This is a genomic window from Butyricicoccus sp. OF27-2pH9A, assembly GCF_027693185.1.
In the GTDB taxonomy this organism is placed as follows: Bacteria; Bacillota; Clostridia; order Oscillospirales; family Butyricicoccaceae; genus Agathobaculum; species Agathobaculum butyriciproducens.
This window is the reverse complement of record NZ_JAQEXK010000001.1, coordinates 240,756-256,945: the sequence shown is the minus strand read 5'-3', so window position 1 is coordinate 256,945 and position 16,190 is coordinate 240,756. Positions and strand designations below refer to the sequence as shown.

The 16,190-nt window shown below is 53.9% G+C and carries 14 protein-coding genes and 1 riboswitch; of the genes, 11 read left to right on the top strand and 3 right to left on the bottom strand.

Annotated features, from left to right (window positions below):
• Positions 1-16 precede the first annotated feature (16 nt).
• From PG722_RS01210 to PG722_RS01160, 11 genes are all read left to right on the top strand, one after another.
• Positions 17-1,972 (top strand): C40 family peptidase, encoded by a 1,956-nt coding sequence (locus tag PG722_RS01210; RefSeq protein ID WP_117440190.1) that lies wholly within the window; start codon positions 17-19, stop codon positions 1,970-1,972.
• A 23-nt stretch (positions 1,973-1,995) separates the two neighbouring features.
• A complete protein-coding gene (locus PG722_RS01205) occupies positions 1,996-2,253 on the top strand; it encodes a DUF4315 family protein (RefSeq protein WP_003509287.1) in 258 nt (85 codons plus the stop codon).
• The gene (locus PG722_RS01200; protein ID WP_270579415.1) at positions 2,240-3,001 is read left to right on the top strand and encodes a DUF4366 domain-containing protein; all 762 of its coding nucleotides are present in this window, start codon (positions 2,240-2,242) and stop codon (positions 2,999-3,001) included. The genes PG722_RS01205 and PG722_RS01200 overlap by 14 nt, the downstream gene beginning before the upstream one ends.
• Entirely contained in the window at positions 2,998-5,088 is a 2,091-nt protein-coding gene (locus PG722_RS01195) for a DNA topoisomerase 3 (protein ID WP_270579413.1), read from the top strand. The genes PG722_RS01200 and PG722_RS01195 overlap by 4 nt, the downstream gene beginning before the upstream one ends.
• Positions 5,089-5,229: 141 nt before the next feature.
• Positions 5,230-9,894: an LPD25 domain-containing protein gene (locus PG722_RS01190; protein WP_270579412.1), complete on the top strand. Its 4,665-nt coding sequence runs from the start codon at positions 5,230-5,232 to the stop codon at positions 9,892-9,894.
• A 3-nt stretch (positions 9,895-9,897) separates the two neighbouring features.
• Complete coding sequence (locus tag PG722_RS01185) at positions 9,898-10,098, top strand: transposon-transfer assisting family protein (RefSeq protein ID WP_270579411.1); 201 nt, start codon at positions 9,898-9,900, stop codon at positions 10,096-10,098.
• A gap of 207 nt (positions 10,099-10,305) precedes the next feature.
• Positions 10,306-10,405: riboswitch (TPP riboswitch) on the top strand.
• A gap of 224 nt (positions 10,406-10,629) precedes the next feature.
• On the top strand, positions 10,630-11,304 hold the full coding sequence (locus PG722_RS01180; protein WP_112115377.1) for a TenA family protein: 675 nt from the start codon (positions 10,630-10,632) through the stop codon (positions 11,302-11,304).
• The gene (gene thiD / locus PG722_RS01175; RefSeq protein WP_004611583.1) at positions 11,301-12,104 is read left to right on the top strand and encodes a bifunctional hydroxymethylpyrimidine kinase/phosphomethylpyrimidine kinase; all 804 of its coding nucleotides are present in this window, start codon (positions 11,301-11,303) and stop codon (positions 12,102-12,104) included. Before PG722_RS01180 ends, thiD begins: the two co-directional genes overlap by 4 nt.
• A gap of 11 nt (positions 12,105-12,115) precedes the next feature.
• Positions 12,116-12,757: a thiamine phosphate synthase gene (thiE, locus tag PG722_RS01170; RefSeq protein ID WP_270579410.1), complete on the top strand. Its 642-nt coding sequence runs from the start codon at positions 12,116-12,118 to the stop codon at positions 12,755-12,757.
• Complete coding sequence (locus tag PG722_RS01165) at positions 12,747-13,403, top strand: HAD family hydrolase (protein ID WP_005361145.1); 657 nt, start codon at positions 12,747-12,749, stop codon at positions 13,401-13,403. The genes thiE and PG722_RS01165 overlap by 11 nt, the downstream gene beginning before the upstream one ends.
• A 2-nt stretch (positions 13,404-13,405) precedes the next feature.
• Positions 13,406-13,891, top strand: coding sequence for an NUDIX hydrolase (locus tag PG722_RS01160; protein ID WP_233104350.1), 486 nt, complete (start codon positions 13,406-13,408; stop codon positions 13,889-13,891).
• A 154-nt stretch (positions 13,892-14,045) separates the two neighbouring features.
• Here the strand turns inward: PG722_RS01160 and PG722_RS01155 are convergent, their stop codons facing one another.
• Genes PG722_RS01155 through PG722_RS01145 form a run of 3 tightly spaced genes read right to left on the bottom strand, consistent with a single transcriptional unit; the run spans position 14,046 to position 16,038 of the window.
• Positions 14,046-14,417 carry a cysteine-rich VLP domain-containing protein gene (locus PG722_RS01155; RefSeq protein WP_112115380.1) on the bottom strand — a complete coding sequence of 124 codons (372 nt, stop codon included), beginning with the start codon at positions 14,415-14,417 and terminating at the stop codon, positions 14,046-14,048.
• Positions 14,414-15,748, bottom strand: a complete 1,335-nt coding sequence (locus PG722_RS01150; RefSeq protein ID WP_270579409.1) for a relaxase/mobilization nuclease domain-containing protein — start codon at positions 15,746-15,748, stop codon at positions 14,414-14,416. Before PG722_RS01150 ends, PG722_RS01155 begins: the two co-directional genes overlap by 4 nt.
• Positions 15,709-16,038 (bottom strand): plasmid mobilization protein, encoded by a 330-nt coding sequence (locus PG722_RS01145; protein ID WP_002566656.1) that lies wholly within the window; start codon positions 16,036-16,038, stop codon positions 15,709-15,711. The genes PG722_RS01150 and PG722_RS01145 overlap by 40 nt, the downstream gene beginning before the upstream one ends.
• Positions 16,039-16,190 lie beyond the last annotated feature (152 nt).

The following is a 16,190-nucleotide window of genomic DNA, read 5'->3' as shown; positions in this document are numbered from 1 at the left end:
ACAAGGAGGTGAAGTCATGGAACCCTTAAAACCCCGCGACAAGGTAACGCAGCACATGACCCGCGACGGCCTGACGCTGGATAACCAGACCACCGGCGAAAGCGTCAATGTGTCCAGCCGGGAGGCCGAGCAGGAATACACCGCCCAGCCGGAGGGGGCGGCGGAAAAAATACTGGAACGGGCGGATGAACTGCACGACCGCCACAAGGCAAAGAAAGTGGCCAAGGACGCCGGGGAAACTGTGGCGCAGGCCACTGGTCCTGTTTCCCGGTTGCAGTTTACCGCCGAGGAACGGGCCTCTCCGGAGCTGGCCCCGTATATCAAAAAGGCAGAAAAACGGGCGGATAAGCTGGAAGCGGCCAAAGAAGCTCTGCCGAAAAAGCGCGTCGTCACCAAGGAAACCGTCTATGACGAGGCCAAGGGCAAGGCCAAAAGCAGGCTGTATTTTGACAAGGTGGAGAAAGCCCCTCCCCAGCTCAAACCAAACCCGGCCAGCCGTCCCATACAGGAAGCCGGGCTTTACCTCCACGGAAAAATCCATGAGGTAGAACACGAAAATGTGGGCGTGGAGGGCGGCCACAAGGGGGAGGAACTGGCGGAACGGCAGGCGGGCCGCATGATCCGCAGCGGCGTCCATCGCCACAAGCTCAAACCCTACCGGGCCGCCGCCAAGGCCGAGCGAAAGTCCATCGCCGCCAACGCCGAGTTTGCGTATCAAAAATCCCTGCGGGACAACCCGGAGCTGGCGCAGGCGGCAAAGAACCCCGTTTCCCGTTTCTGGCAGAAACAGCACATCAAACGGGAATATGCCAAGGCAGCAAGGGCGGCGGGTCAGACCGCACAGGGGGCGGCAGGCACCGCCAAGACCACGGCTGCCGCAGCCAAGAAAGCCGCAGAGAAAAGCAGACAGGCCGCGTCCTTTGCCGCCCGGCACTGGAAAGGGGCGCTGATCGTCGGCGGCGTGGGCCTTATGCTCCTGCTGGTGATGGGCGGCCTGCAATCCTGCACCGCCATGTTTGGCAGCACCGGGACGGGCCTTGCCGCCACCTCCTATCTCTCCGAGGACAGCGATATGCTGGGGGCCGAAGCCGCCTATGCCGCGCTGGAAGCAGACTTGCAGCATGAACTTGACAACTACGAAAGCCTGCACCCCGGCTATGACGAATACCGTTTCGATCTGGACGAGATCAAGCATGACCCCTATGTGCTGACCTCCATCCTCTCCGCGCTGCATAACGGCGTGTTCACTTTGGGAGAGGTACAGGGCGACCTTGCCATGCTCTTTGAAAAGCAGTACATCCTGACCCAGACCATCGAAACGGAAACCCGCTACCGCACCGAAACGAGGACGGACAGCGAGGGAAACACCTACACTGTGGAAGTCCCCTACACCTACTATATCTGTAATGTGAAGCTGGAAAACTTTGACCTGTCCCACCTGCCCATCTACATTCTCACCGAGGAACAGATGGGCTTTTATGCTGCCTATATGCAGACTTTGGGCAACCGGCCAGACCTGTTTCCCAACGGCAGTTATCCCCACGCCTCCACCCCGAAAGAGCCGACCTACTATGAAATTCCTCCAGAGGCGCTAAAGGACGAAGCCTTTGCCGCCATGATTGCCGAGGCGGAAAAGTATGTGGGCTATCCTTATGTGTGGGGCGGCAGCTCCCCAAGCACCAGCTTTGATTGTTCCGGTTTCATTAGCTGGGTTATCAATCATTCCGGCTGGAATGTGGGACGCCAGACGGCGCAGGGGCTTTACAACATCTGCACCCCCGTTTCCCCGGAGCAGGCCAAGCCCGGCGACCTTGTATTTTTCGTCGGCACTTACGACACTGCCGGGATGTCCCATGTGGGGCTGTATGTGGGAAATTCGGTCATGCTGCACTGCGGCGACCCCATTTCCTACACAAACCTCAATTCAAGCTACTGGCAGCAGCATTTTTATTGTTACGGGCGTTTGCCTTAAACGCCAGAAAGGAGTTTTTGACTATGGCAATGAACAAATTGGAGCGCATTGAAAAGGATATTGAGAAAACCAAGGGCAAGATCGCGGAGCTGCAAAAGCAGCTTCGGGAGCTGGAAGCGGCCAAGACCGAACAGGAAAACTTGCAGATCGTCCAGCTTGTGCGCGGCCTCAACATGACCCCACAAGAGTTCGCCGCCTTTGTGCGCGGCGGCGCGTTGCAGGCGGCCCCGGCCCCGATCCCGGACTTTGAACAGGAGGACAGCGCCCATGAAGAAATCTAAACTGTTCCGCACCTTGACGCTGGCTGTGGCCGCTGCGCTCTGCATGGCGACCACGACCGTTACCGCCTACGCCGGGGGCGCTGACCCTGACCCTGTGCCGCTGCCGGAAACCACCGAGGCCCCCGCAGAAGTGCCGGAGGAAACCGAAGAACCTACCACCGGCGGCATGGAGCCGGTGGGCGTACCCGTCACCCCGCAGGGCAACGCTACGCTGGTGGATGATTTTTTCGGGGATAAGCAGCTTATCACCGTCACCACCAAGGCCGGGAATTATTTTTATATCCTGATCGACCGGGCCAACGAGGACAAGGAAACGGCGGTGCATTTCCTCAACCAAGTGGACGACGCCGACCTGCAAGCCTTGTTGGAGGACGGGAAAAAAGAGCCGGAGGTCTGCAACTGTACGGCCAAGTGTCAAGCCGGGGCCGTCAATACGGCCTGCCCGGTCTGTAAAAACAACCTGACCGCCTGCAACGGGCCGGAGCCTAAACCCCAGCCGGAGGAAGAAAAGCCGCAGGAGGAAAAGCCAAGCGGCATGGGCGGCCTTGTGGTGTTCTTTGTGGTGGTGCTGTTGGGCGGCGGCGCAGCCCTTTACTTCCTGAAATTCAAAAAGGAAAAAGTTGACACCACAGGCAATGACGATCTGGCCGAGTATGACTTTGGAGAGGACGAGGACGACGAGGACGAAGCCCCGGAGCCGGACGAGGATATGACAGGTGAAGATGGAAATGAGGAGGATGAAGTATGAGCTATCAGTTAGTAATTGCAGAGAAACCAAGCGTCGCCCGCAGCATTGCGGGTGTGATCGGCGCGGACAAGAAACAGGACGGCTACATGGAGGGGAACGGCTATCTGGTGAGCTGGTGTATCGGCCACCTTGTTTCCCTTGCCGACGCCGGGACTTATGACGAGCGTTTCAAAAAATGGCGCTATGACGACCTGCCGATTCTGCCGCAGGAATGGCAGTACATCATTCCCGACGATAAGAAAAAGCAGTTTGACACCCTGCGTTCTTTGATGGCGCGCCCCGATGTCACCGGCCTTGTGTGCGCCACCGACGCCGGACGCGAGGGGGAATTGATTTTCCGTTTCGTCTACCAGATGGCAGGCTGCAAGAAACCGTTTCAGCGCCTTTGGATTTCCAGCATGGAGGACGCGGCCATCAAGGACGGCTTCGCCCACCTGAAACCGGGGGCTGACTACGACAACCTGTATCAGTCGGCCCTTTGCCGGGCGCAGGCGGATTGGCTGGTGGGGATCAACGCGACAAGACTTTTCTCCATCCTCTACCACAAGACCCTGACCGTGGGCCGTGTCCAGACGCCGACCCTGAAAATGCTGGTTGACCGGGAGGCCAAGATCAGCAGCTTTCAGAAAGAGAAATACCACATCGTCCAGATCGCGGCGGGCGGCATGGAGGCGGCCAGTGAACGCATGGGAAACGCTGCCGACGCCAAGGCCCTGAAAGCTGCTTGTGAAACGGCGCAGGCCGTTTGTGTATCGGTGAAGCGTGAGAAAAAGACGGAGCAGCCGCCCCGCCTCTATGACCTCACTACCTTGCAGCGGGAGGCAAACCGCCTGTTTGGATTTACCGCCAAGCAGACCCTTGACTATGCCCAGCAGCTTTACGAAAAGAAGCTGCTGACCTATCCCCGCACCGACAGCCAGTATTTGACCGATGATATGCTGCCAACGGCGGAAAGCCTTGTGTCCGGCCTGTGGCCGCTGCTTTCCTTTGCGGCGGGGCTTGACCTGTCCCCGCAGTTTGGCCGGGTGCTGAACAGCAAAAAGGTGAACGACCACCACGCCATTATCCCGACAATGGAATTTGTGCAGAAAGGCTTTGACGGGCTGGCCGAGGGCGAAAAGAAACTGCTGTCCCTTGTGTGCTGCAAGCTGCTGTGCGCCGTGGCCGCACCCCATGTGTATGAAGCTGTCACCGCTACATTCACCTGTACCGGGAACACCTTTACCGCCAAGGGAAAAACCATCCTGACCCCCGGCTGGAAAGAACTTGACCGCCGCTTTAAGGCGTCGTTCAAAACAGACGCCGACGACACCGCCCCGGAGTCTGCGCGGGAACTGCCGGAGATCACCGAGGGACAGACCTTTGACAAGGTAACTGCCGCCGTCACCGAGCATTTCACCGCACCGCCAAAATCCTACACGGAAGATACCCTGCTTTCCGCTATGGAGCGCGCCGGTGCGGACGATCTGCCGGAGGACGCCGAGCGGCCGGGATTGGGAACCCCGGCCACCCGCGCCTCCATCTTAGAAAAGCTGGTGCAGATGGGCTTTGTGGAGCGCAGGGGAAAACAGCTACTTCCCACCAAGGACGGCCATAACCTTGCCTGCGTGCTGCCGGAGGTGCTGACCTCTCCCCAGCTTACGGCACAGTGGGAAACGGAGCTGACGGCCATTGCCAAGGGGCAGGCCGACCCGGAGGGCTTCATGCAGGACATTGCAGAAATGACAAGGGGCCTGATCGCAAACTACTCCCAGATCAGCGAGGACGCACAGAAGTTGTTTCAAACCGAGCGTGTGGTTATCGGCAAATGTCCGCGCTGCGGGGAAAGCGTCTACGAGGGCAAAAAGAACTACTACTGCGGAAACCGGAGCTGCCAGTTTGTCATGTGGAAGAATGACCGATTTTTTGAGGAACGGGGCAAGGCGTTCACCCCGAAGATCGCCGCCGCGCTCCTTAAAGACGGAAAGGCAAAGGTAAAGGGTCTGCGCTCCATGAAAACCGGCAAAACCTATGACGGGACGGTGCTTTTGGCCGATACCGGCGGCAAGTATGTGAACTACCGCGTGGAACAGAGGGGCAAAAACTAAAGACAGCAAGCATAGGGAGTGTAGCCACACTCCCGGCAAAATCCCTGACCCGGCGCACCTGCCGGGCCGGGGATTTTCTCTTTGGGGAAGCCCCAAACCCCTTGTATCAGATCACCGCCATAGAAAGGATGTGAACCCAAAATGTCTTACAGCTCCTACGACCACGACGATTTAGAACCGGCCAGCACTATGCGGATCGAGCGTCGGATTTACTTTGAAAGCGGCAAGGCCGATCTTTCCGAAATGGTAAAGCTGCCCCTTGCGGAGCTTCTTTCCCTGCGGGCGGAAAGCGCCGCCGCAGAACAGGAAGTGTTTGACCGCCTGAAAGAACAGGCCGCCGCATGGGAGGAACAGGCCGGAAGAACCCTGTTTCTGGACAAAGCCCTTGAATATGCCCGGACGCTTCCCGTCACCCACACCGCAAACCAGTGGGAGGCCCCGGACGAATACCGCCATATCCGCAGCAACATGGTTTACCAGATGGATTACTCCATTTCCGAGAACACCCGGTATGACAGCGCCGCCCAAAAATCCGTCCCCTACTCGTGGACGCTCCGCTGGGGTCTTTATACCAACGCGCCCCACGGAAACCCGATGGAAAAGATCGCCGGACAGGAACGGAAAGTCTTTTCCAGCCGGGAAGAACTGGACAAGTACCTGAATGGCCGGATCAAAGCCCACGACCATTACTTTACCGAAATTTCCCCGGCCATCCCCAAGGAATACGCCGACTGTTTTAAGGTCAATGGCTGCCTGCTCCCCGGCTATACCATCGAGGGGGAGGAACCGGCAAAAGCCGCAGCACTTCCCACACAGGAGGAAGCCGCACAGCCGCAACAGACCACAGCCACCCCGGAAAGGAGGGAACCCGTGAACGAAGTATTTTCCATTTTTCTTGATAACCGCGCCGAGGCGCAGACCGGCGGGCCGCATGGGTACTGGCTTTCCCTGCCGACTTCCGCCGAACAGGTACAGGAAACCTTAAAGGAAATCCATATCACCGCCGACAACCAGCAGGACTTGTTCATTGGCGACTTTTCCGCCCCGGAGGGAAAACCGCTGGAACTGCCGGAGGACTTAATCAAGACCGCCAGCGTGGACGAACTGAACTTCCTTGCTGCCCAGCTTCAAAAGCTGGACGCCGTGGAGCTTGCGGAGCTGAACGCCGTCATGCAGTCCCCGGCGAAAATGCAGACCATCGGGCAGCTTTTGGACTACGCTGAAAACACCGATTGTTTTGTCTTAATCAACGCCAAGGACAACCGCAGTCTGGGGGAATATTATCTGAATGATTCCGGGCTGTTTGTCGTTCCCGACCCGTGGAAACCGGCCATTGACACCGACCGGCTGGGAAGTTTTATCGCCAACGAGGAACAGGGAACCTTTACCGATTACGGCTATATCCTGCGAACCAGCGACGAATGGCAGCGCGTCCATGAGGGCCAGCCAGTGCCGGAGGAATACCGGGTGATGGCCTATCCTGCGCCGGAAATTCTGCGGGAGGAAAGCAAGGTGCAGCCGGAGGCGGCAACCCCCGCAAAGGCCCCGCAGCCTGTCACCCCCATTCTCTTAAACGGCCAGAACAGCGCCGAGCGCATGAAAGAGATCACCGACCGGCTGGAAACCGGCATACAGGAGCTTTTCGAGAGTGAACGCTACAAAGCCTATCTCACCACCATGTCCAAGTTCCACAGTTACAGCTTCAACAACACCCTCCTGATCGCCATGCAGGGCGGACAGCTTGTGGCGGGCTACAACAAGTGGCGGGACGATTTTCACCGCAATGTGAAGAAAGGCGAAAAGGCCATCAAGATACTGGCCCCAGCCCCGTTCAAGGCGAAAAAGGAAGTGCAAAAGCTGGACGCACAGGGCAGGCCGGTGATGGGAAAGGACGGAAAGCCTGTTACCGAAGTACAGGAAATACAGGTTCCGGCCTTTAAGATCGTTTCCGTCTTTGATGTGAGCCAGACCGAGGGGGAACCGCTGCCCTCTATCGGCGTGGAAGAACTGACCGGCAGCGTGGAACGCTACGGGGAATTTTTCAAGGCGCTGGAACAGACCTCCCCGGTTCCCATTGGTTTTGAGGATATTCCGGGCGGTTCCCACGGCTACTACCACCTGACGGAAAAGCGGATCGCCATTCAGGAGGGCATGAGCGAATTACAGACCCTAAAGACTGCCATCCATGAGATCGCCCATTCCAAGCTCCACGCCATCGACCCGGAAGCCCCGGCCATTGAGCAGGCCGACCGCCCCGACAGCCGCACCCGCGAGGTGCAGGCTGAAAGCGTGGCCTATGCCGTCTGCCAGCACTACGGGCTGGACACCTCCGACTATTCCTTTGGCTATGTGGCCGGTTGGAGTTCCGGCAAGGACTTGAAAGAGCTGAAAGCCTCCCTCGAAACCATCCGGGCCACCGCCCATGAACTGATTACCACCATTGACGGCCACCTTGCCCAGCTTCAGAAAGAACGGCAGGCCCAGCAGGAACAGCCGCAGGCCGCGCCGCTGGAACAGGCCGCCGAGCAGCCAGACCCGGACAGCGTATTTTCCAAGCTGTCCCCGGAGCAACAGCAGGAAATGACCGACAGCGTAAAAGCCATGCTGCAAACCCTGATTGAAGCGGATTTGAAATCCACCGGCGAAGTGTCGCAGGGAACCAAGGAGGCAGCGCAGGCGCAGGGCTTTACCATTGCCGGGGATGGAACGCTGGAACAGGCCAAAGCCCCGCAGGAGGCCGCCTACCGTCTGGAAAGCGGCGAATATCTGTATATCCAGACATCGGAAACTGGCTATGACTACACACTGTACGGCCCCGACTACAAGGAACTGGACGGAGGCCAGCTTGACAATCCCGACCTGTCCCTTGCGGAAGCCGGAAAAGAAATCCTTGCCATCCATGAGCTACCGGCTGGGACGATGGAACCCCTGACCGGCGACAGGCTGGATGATTTTCTGGAAGCAACCGAACAGGCCAACGCCATTCCCCAGCCGCAGGCATGGAACGGGATCGACGGCCTTTTGAATGGAAAGCCATTCATGCCGGAGGCGTCCCCGGCTGACCGGGCCGCCGCCCTGATTGAGCTGGCAGAGAAAAACGCCCCGCGTTTGGGCAGCGAGGAACGGCAGTTGATCGTGGCCTATGCCGAGGCCGTGGGCAATACTGACAAGGTGATCGGGCTTATCAACCGTCTGTGTGAACAGGGCTACGAGCTGCAAAAGGGCCAGATGGATTCCTTTGTGAAAAGCGAGATCGAAAGTGAGATTGCCGTTGCCAACGCCCAGCGGCAGATCGCGCAGAATCCGGCAGCGGAGCCAGTTGTCACGATCCTTTGGAGTGAAAGCCCCCATCTGAAAGACGGCCAGCAAATGTCGCTGCATGAAGCCGAAGCCGTTTTCAAGGAGCTGGACAGCGCCAGACGCCATGAACGGGAGCAGCCGGGCTATACGGGCCATTGGTACGACAAGACCAGGTTCCGTATTGACTTTACCATGCAGGGCCAGCCGGACAGCTACGAGGGACGGCAGGACTTTGGCGACGGCGACGGTTCCCTGATCCAGCATATCCGGGGCTACCACGAATACTACGCACAGGATGAAAGCTGGAAAAACCATGTGCTCCACCATGAGGGGCCGGAGGCATGGGAGGCGGACAAGGCCCAGCGGGATATGCTGCTGCATGAGTTCGTCCCATATATGGAGCTGCATTGCAATCTGGCCACTATGGAGCAGGAGGCCCGGCGTCCCCTGCGATCCGGGGAAACCCTGACGCCGGAACAGACCGCTTATTTCAACGCGGTTTTGGACTATGTAAAAGAGTGCCGCCCGCTTCTCAATCAGGGCCAGTACCACTTGCCGGAGCCGCCGCAGCTTGCCGACTTCGACCAGAGCTTGCAGGACTACAAAAAACAGATCGAGGCAGAGCTGGAACAGGAGGCCGCCGCTGCCGGGCTGACGGTGGAGGAATATGTTGCCTCTGACTATGAGGCCCCGGCGCAGCCCAACTTTTCCATCTACCAAGTGCCGCCCGGCCCGGAGGGGCGCGACTTCCGCTATCGTTCCTATGAGGAATTGCAGGCGGATGGGCTTTCGGTGGACAGGAAGAATTACCAGCTTATCTACTCCGCGCCGCTGGACAAGGACATCACACTGGACGAGATTTACCGCCGCTTCAACATGGAACATCCCTCCGATTACAAGGGACATTCCCTCTCGATGGGGGATATTGTGGTGTTCCGGCAGGATGGAAAACAGACCGCCTACTATGTGGACGAGGGGGCCGACTACCGGCAGGTGCCGGAGTTTTTCGCCCAGCTGGAAAAGCAGCTCACGCCGGACGAGTGCATGACCGGCGAACAAATCCAGACGCCGAGAGGCCGTTTCTATCTGACCGACAGGAGCCGGGAACAGATGGAGGCCGCCGGGTATGGATTCCACCACCAGTCGGAGGACGGCAGGTATCTTATTATGGCAAACGGCACAAGAGCCTTTGCCATCCCCGCCCAGCCAGAAAGCCATATCAAGACGGCGGAAATGTCCACCGAGCAGAACTACAACATGATCGACGGCATGATGAACAACGCCCCGTCTATGGAGGAACTGGAAGCAAGGGCAAAAGCCGGGGAACAGATTTCCCTTTTGGATGTGGCCGAGGCAACCAAGGCGGAGGCCAAAAAGCCCAAGCAGACCCAAAAGACAACGCAGAAACAAAAGAAGCCGTCCATCCGGGCGCAGCTTGCCGCCGCCAAGGAGGAGCAGAAAAAGAAGCCCCCGGCGCGGGAAAAATCAAAAGAAATGGAGGTATGAGGAATGTATTTCACCGTGGAAGAAGAAAACCTGATCTGTCTGTACCACAACGCCGACCGCCGCAGGACGGCGGCAAATCTCCGGGCAGCTTTGCCGGACATGGACAAGGAAATGGCAGCGCTGGTCTGCCAGACCGCCGATAAGTTGGACACCATGAGTGACGCCGACTTTGCGGCGCAGCGGTTCCACTTCACAGACGAATAAGCAAAACGCCGGGCGCGGAGGTGTCAAAGCCTCTGCGTCCGGCGCTTCTTTTTTGTCCATTTTTCCGCATTTAGAACCCCGTTTTGAGGGGAACAGGATAACTTTATCCACCTGCCTGCCGACCATGCGGAAAAACCCTTGATTTCCGTGGACTTTTACCGCCCTAAATGCGTAGACTTGACTTTTGGGGACTTCTTAACTATAATAATACTCAAGCAGGGGGACTACCTTGTAGTTGAGAAGGTTAAAACCTGACCCTTTGAACCTGTTGGCTAATACCAACGCAGGGAGCTGAAGAATACAGATTCGTATTTTTTGGACATTCTCTGTTTTGGGAATGTCCTTTTTTAATTGAATAAGATATGATATGTGTTTGCGAGGGAACTGAACAAGTTGAAAAAGGTAAGACCTGACCTCTGGACCTGTCGGCTAATACCGGCGTAGGGAAGCAATTTCTTACGCTCGTATTGCGTCTGAAAGAGCTTCTAATTGTTTTAGAGGCTCTATTTTTTTATCTTAGGAGGATCAAACATGGCATTTATGAAAGACATCTTAACCCACAACATCCCCATTTGGGAAGAATGTGCAGCTACCCCATTTGTGCAGGAAGTGCAAACTGGAAAGCTACCTCTTGAAAAATTCAAGAGATATATGATTCAGGATAGTATCTATCTGAAAAACTATGCCCGCATATACGGAAAGGCAATTTTTCATGCTGCTACATTAAGAGAAATTCAGCTTTACTACTCCATGCTGAACTTTGTAAATGATACGGAATCGGAAGTGCGGCTGGATTATCTAAAGCAATTTTGCATAACAGATGATGATATTGAACTGATCGCCCCTTTGCCTGAAAATCAAAATTACATTGATTTCATGTTTGAGATTGCGTCACATGGAAAGAATGAAGAAATTTTAATGGCGGTTCTTCCCTGTATGCTAAGTTACAGCTATATATTCCGCAAATTGGCGGCTGTTCCTACAAGCAGACAGTCAAGATATTGGGACTTTATCAAAGATTATGCGGATGAACAATATGCAGAAAGCTGCAAAGAATGGTCTGCTTTTGCAGAGCATAAATGTGCCGGGTTATCAGTAGCAAATAAAAAGTATCTGGCTGATATTTTTGAAAAAGCAAGTTTGTTAGAGCTTGCTTTTTGGAAGATGGCCTATCGGAACGAGAGAATGGAGGAAAATGCAAAATGAAAAAAGTATTGTCCATTGCCGGATCAGATTGCAGCGGAGGTGCAGGTATTCAGGCTGATTTGAAAACTTTTTCTGCTCACGGTGTATTTGGAATGAGTGTTATTGTTTCTGTTGTTGCAGAGAACACCAGCCGTGTTATCGACATCCAAGATATTACCCCGGATATGATTGAAAAACAGATTGACGCCGTATTTGAAGATATTGAAGTGGACGCAGTAAAAATCGGTATGCTTTCTACACCAGAATGTATGAAAGCGGTGGCAAAGAAACTATTACAATATAAGCCCCAAAATGTCGTAATCGACCCGGTTATGTATGCCAAAAATGGCTGCCCATTGATGAATCCTACGGCGGTTTCCACCTTGATAGACACAGTAATTCCACTGGCCGATGTACTTACTCCGAATATTCCAGAGGCAGAGAAAATAGCGGATATGCAGATTTCCACAGTTTCGGATATGGAGGCTGCCGCAAGAAAAATATATGCCATGGGTTGTAAGGCGATTGTTGTCAAGGGTGGACATCATATAGGAAATGCTGTTGATGTCCTATTTGATGGAGAAAATTTCTACCATTTTGAAACATCCCGCATTGATACGAAAAATACTCATGGGACAGGCTGTACCTTTTCTTCTGCAATCGCTTCCCAGCTTGCAAAGGGAAAAAGTGTTCCGCTTGCAGTCGAATCTGCAAAGGCTTATGTCACAATGGCAATCGAACACTCTCTTGCGATTGGAAAAGGCTGTGGCCCGACGCACCATTTCTACGAATTGTATCAGCATGGTTTATCTAAAGAATAGGCAGGTGCAAAATGAACTTTGATTATACACTTTATCTTGTTACTGATCGTCAACTAATGAGCTGCGATAGCCTGACAGAAGCGGTAGAACAGGCAATTTTAGGAGGCTGCACAATGATACAACTCCGAGAAAAAGAATTGTCCTCATTAGAATTTTACAATCAGGCTGTTGCCGTGAAACAGGTTACGGATAAATACCATATTCTCCTTATCATAAACGACCGGATAGATATTGCAATGGCTGTGCAGGCTACGGGGGTACATATTGGACAGCATGATTTACCTGCGGCTGCCGTCCGCAAAGTAATTGGGGAAAATATGCTGTTGGGAGTATCTGCATCTTCCATTGCAGAAGCAATACAGGCACAACAGGATGGTGCAGATTATTTGGGAGTTGGCGCAATGTTCCCTACTGGAACTAAAACCGACGCTGATTCTGTATCAATGGAAGAATTACAGAAAATCCGCGCAGCCGTTTCTTTGCCGATAGTTGTTATTGGCGGTATCAATAAGGGAAATGCAGGGCGTTTCAAGCCCATGGGAATTGACGGGCTGGCTGTTGTATCTGCCATCATAGCGCAGTCTGATATAAAAGCTGCTGCTGCGGAACTGAAAGATTTATTTTGCGGAAAGGAAAAGAAAAATGGATTTTAATGCGGCAATCTTTGATTTAGATGGAACAATTCTGGATTCAATGGATGTATGGGAGCATATAGATATTCAGTTTTTGAAAAAGAGAAATCTTCCCGTCCCGGAAAATTATGTAACTGAAATATGTGCAAGGAGTTTTGAGGAAGCCGCACAATATACCATTGATCTTTTTGGATTGCAGGAAACGGTAGAGGGAATTATTGAGGAATGGAATAATATGGCGGTCGAGGAATACAGTAACCATGTCGGTCTGCTGCCCCATGCCCTTGATTATCTTCTGCGCTTAAAAGAACATGGAATAAAACTTGCAGTTGCTACGGGGTTGCCGGAAAAGCTCTATATTCCATGCTTAAAGAACAATTCTATTTTAGAATTATTTGACGCTCTATGTTCAACAGATGAGGTTCAGCGGGGAAAAGAATATTCGGATGTCTTTGAATTGGCCGCAAGAAAATTAGGGGTTGCACCTGAACACTGTATTGTGTTTGATGATGTGCTTCCAGCAATTAAAAGCGCAAAGGCAGCCCGTATGTTAGCAGGTGGGATTTATGATAAGTATTCCGCAGATCAGCGTACAGAAATAGAAAGGATTGCGGATATTTACTTACTTGATTTTCGGCAAGCACCGATCCCACACAAAGAGGTATGAAAATGGAAAAATGGGATTTATATAATGCAAAACGGGAAAAGTCTGGAATAACAATGTGCCGTGGAGAAATCATACCCAAAGGGCTGTATCATTTATCTGTGAGTGTATGGATCGTCAACCAGCAGGGGCAGTATCTTTTATCACAGCGGCATCCGAAAAAGCAATACCCTCTTTATTGGGAATGTACGGGTGGTTCTGTATTTTCCGGGGAAACCAGCTTGCAAGGAGCAATCCGAGAGGTAAAAGAAGAATTAGGAATACTGCTTACTCCCGGAAGTGAAAAATTGATTTATCAGACCAGACGGGAAAATGTGCAGGATTTTTACGATGTTTGGCTGTTTCATAGGGATATAAAGATTGAAGAAATGCGTTTACAGGAAACAGAAGTTGTAGATGTTCAATGGGTAAGTTCAGATAAGTTATTTGAGATGTTTCGCCTGAAACAACTGCATCCCCTGATTACCTATGTAGATCAGTTAATAGGCTGAAAAAACGCCGGGCGCGGAGGTGTCAAAGCCTCTGCGCCCGGCGCTTCTTTTTTGTCCATTTTCCCGCATTTAGAACCCCGTTTTAAGGGGAACAGGATAACTTTATCCACCTGCCTGCCGACCATGCGGAAAAACCCTTGATTTCCGTGGACTTTTACCGCCTTAAATGCGTAGACAGGAGGTATCTTTTCCGCTGGCGTTCCGCCTCTTTCTTCCGGCGCACCTGCACCGCACAATCCGGGCAGTATTTAGCCCGGTTGGAGTTGGGAGTAAACGCCGCCCCGCAGACGGCGCAGCGTTTGATTTCGTCCCGGCCTTTGGTGATCTCGGCGCACAGGGCCGCGTCCAGCGGCAGGACGGCTACCTTGAACCACCGGCACAGCAGCGAATAGGAAATACTCTGCACACAGACACATTCCTCCCCATCGTCCAGCAGGAGGCAGTTTCCGTTACAGTAGTTGCAGCACTCATGGGTGAGCCTGCGTGCCTTGCGGTATTGGGGGTAACTCATTCTCGGTATGTTCATCGTTCCTGCGTATGCTCCTTTCCCGGCGCTGTCCGCAAAATGCTGTCTATATTCTGTTTGACAATGCCGTATTCTTTCAATTTCTGTTTTGCTTCGCTGTACTGTGCGGACAGCCGTTCCCGTTCTGCGTCCAGCTTTTTATACTCGGTTTTGAGGGCGTACAGGTTGGGGAGCTTTGTGACCCCGGCCTCTTTGAGCGTCTTTGCCGCCGCCTCATACAAGATCAGTTGGCTTTCATGCTGCCGCCGGAACGCGGCCTTGTCTTTGGCGTTTCGCAGTTCCAGCGCCACAGGCCGGAGCTGCTTGTAGGCGGAGAGGTTTTTTATCAGCAGCGCCATATCCCCAAGGCGGCGTTCCGCGTCTTTCAGGGCGGAGGCCGCCGCGTCGTTTGCCGCGCTGATCTCGGCCAGCCTGCTTTCCAAGCCCTCGTAGCTGTCAATCTGGTGTTCTGTGATGAAGTTTAAGGAATTGGCGGCCTGCTTCAAGTTGTGCAGCTTCGCCCACCGCGCATAGCCCGCCGACTGCTGGGCCTTGATACTGTCCTCCAAGGCAATCCGCAGGGAGATTTCCCCGGCGCTTCTTCTGCGCGACCCCAGGTCAATGGCAATGCCCTTGATCCGCTGGGTGATCCGTTCCTCGGTGTAATCCTCCCCCAAGGTCTTGCAGCGGGTGAAGCGTTCCTGTCCGGGAGCGCGGAATGAAATAAACTTGCCCTGTTTGACTTCATAGCCCTGCGCCTCCATGAGCCGCAGAAAACTATCAAAGTCTTTGGCCTGCGGGATGGCCGCGTCAATGGCAAGTTTCAGTTTTGCTTTCCAGCTCTTGCCCTTTTTCTGTGCGTCCCACTCGGCATAGGTTTTGCCCTTGTCTTTGCCGGGCTTTACCACAGACAGGCCGTGTTCCTTGCACAGCCGGTCGCTGGTTCGCCGGATAAAGGCGTAGCTTTGGCGGTTGGAAATGTACTTGCGCTGGTTCGCCATATCCACGGCGCAGAAAATGATGTGGTTATGCAGATGGCCCTTGTCGATGTGGGTGGTAATCACATAGGGGTATTTGCCTTGCAACACTTCATCGGCAAGCTGCCGCCCGATCTCATGGGCCTGCTCCGCCGTGGTTTCCCCCGGTTCAAAGGCTTGTATCAGGTGGTGGGCCAGATTGTTGCCCTTTTGGTACGCCTGATCTAATAGCATTTGAAATTCAATATCCGCCGTTTCATAGGAACAGCCATAGGAAGAAACGAACAGCTTTTCATCGGTCTTGTCCGGGTTCTCGATGTAGTCCAGCGCCTTTTTCAGCGTTGACTTGATAGGATGGATCTTTGTAACTGCCATATCTGTGCCAGCGCCCCCTTGATGTCCTCTAAGTCCTGCGCGTACACAGTCCCGGTACTGTTGATACGCCTTGCAATCTGGTTGATGTTGACGCCGATCTTTTGCAGCTCTGCGGTCTGCGCCCGGACGGGGCCGGTGTCGATATGGACGATATAGCCGTCAATCAGCATTTTCCGGGCGTAGGCAGAAAAGTTCTTTGTGCCAAGCTGGGCCATCTTCTGCTGGATCAGCGCCCGTTCCTCCGGCGTCACCGGGACGCGCAGCACAAACTTCCGTTTTCGGTTTGCCACTTTCGCACCTCCATTCATTCAGGGGTTTGGGGACTTCCCCAAGATACAAACGGGAAGCCGTTTGCCGGGAGTGTGGCTACACTCCCTATGCTTGCTGTCTTTGTTCTTCTTCCCCTAAAAAGCGTTCTGACCCCAAAGAAATACCCGCAAAA

Excerpts from the sequence above, each read along its gene's own strand:
- PG722_RS01185 (WP_270579411.1), top strand. The coding sequence starts at position 9,898 with ATGTATTTCACCGTGGAAGAAGAAAACCTGATCTGTCTGTACCACAAC.
- PG722_RS01155 (WP_112115380.1), bottom strand. The coding sequence starts at position 14,417 with ATGAACATACCGAGAATGAGTTACCCCCAATACCGCAAGGCACGCAGG.
- PG722_RS01205 (WP_003509287.1), top strand. The coding sequence starts at position 1,996 with ATGGCAATGAACAAATTGGAGCGCATTGAAAAGGATATTGAGAAAACC.
- PG722_RS01190 (WP_270579412.1), top strand. The coding sequence starts at position 5,230 with ATGTCTTACAGCTCCTACGACCACGACGATTTAGAACCGGCCAGCACT.
- PG722_RS01200 (WP_270579415.1), top strand. The coding sequence starts at position 2,240 with ATGAAGAAATCTAAACTGTTCCGCACCTTGACGCTGGCTGTGGCCGCT.
- thiD (WP_004611583.1), top strand. The coding sequence starts at position 11,301 with ATGAAAAAAGTATTGTCCATTGCCGGATCAGATTGCAGCGGAGGTGCA.
- PG722_RS01165 (WP_005361145.1), top strand. The coding sequence starts at position 12,747 with ATGGATTTTAATGCGGCAATCTTTGATTTAGATGGAACAATTCTGGAT.
- thiE (WP_270579410.1), top strand. The coding sequence starts at position 12,116 with ATGAACTTTGATTATACACTTTATCTTGTTACTGATCGTCAACTAATG.
- PG722_RS01180 (WP_112115377.1), top strand. The coding sequence starts at position 10,630 with ATGGCATTTATGAAAGACATCTTAACCCACAACATCCCCATTTGGGAA.
- PG722_RS01210 (WP_117440190.1), top strand. The coding sequence starts at position 17 with ATGGAACCCTTAAAACCCCGCGACAAGGTAACGCAGCACATGACCCGC.
- PG722_RS01150 (WP_270579409.1), bottom strand. The coding sequence starts at position 15,748 with ATGGCAGTTACAAAGATCCATCCTATCAAGTCAACGCTGAAAAAGGCG.
- PG722_RS01195 (WP_270579413.1), top strand. The coding sequence starts at position 2,998 with ATGAGCTATCAGTTAGTAATTGCAGAGAAACCAAGCGTCGCCCGCAGC.
- PG722_RS01160 (WP_233104350.1), top strand. The coding sequence starts at position 13,406 with ATGGAAAAATGGGATTTATATAATGCAAAACGGGAAAAGTCTGGAATA.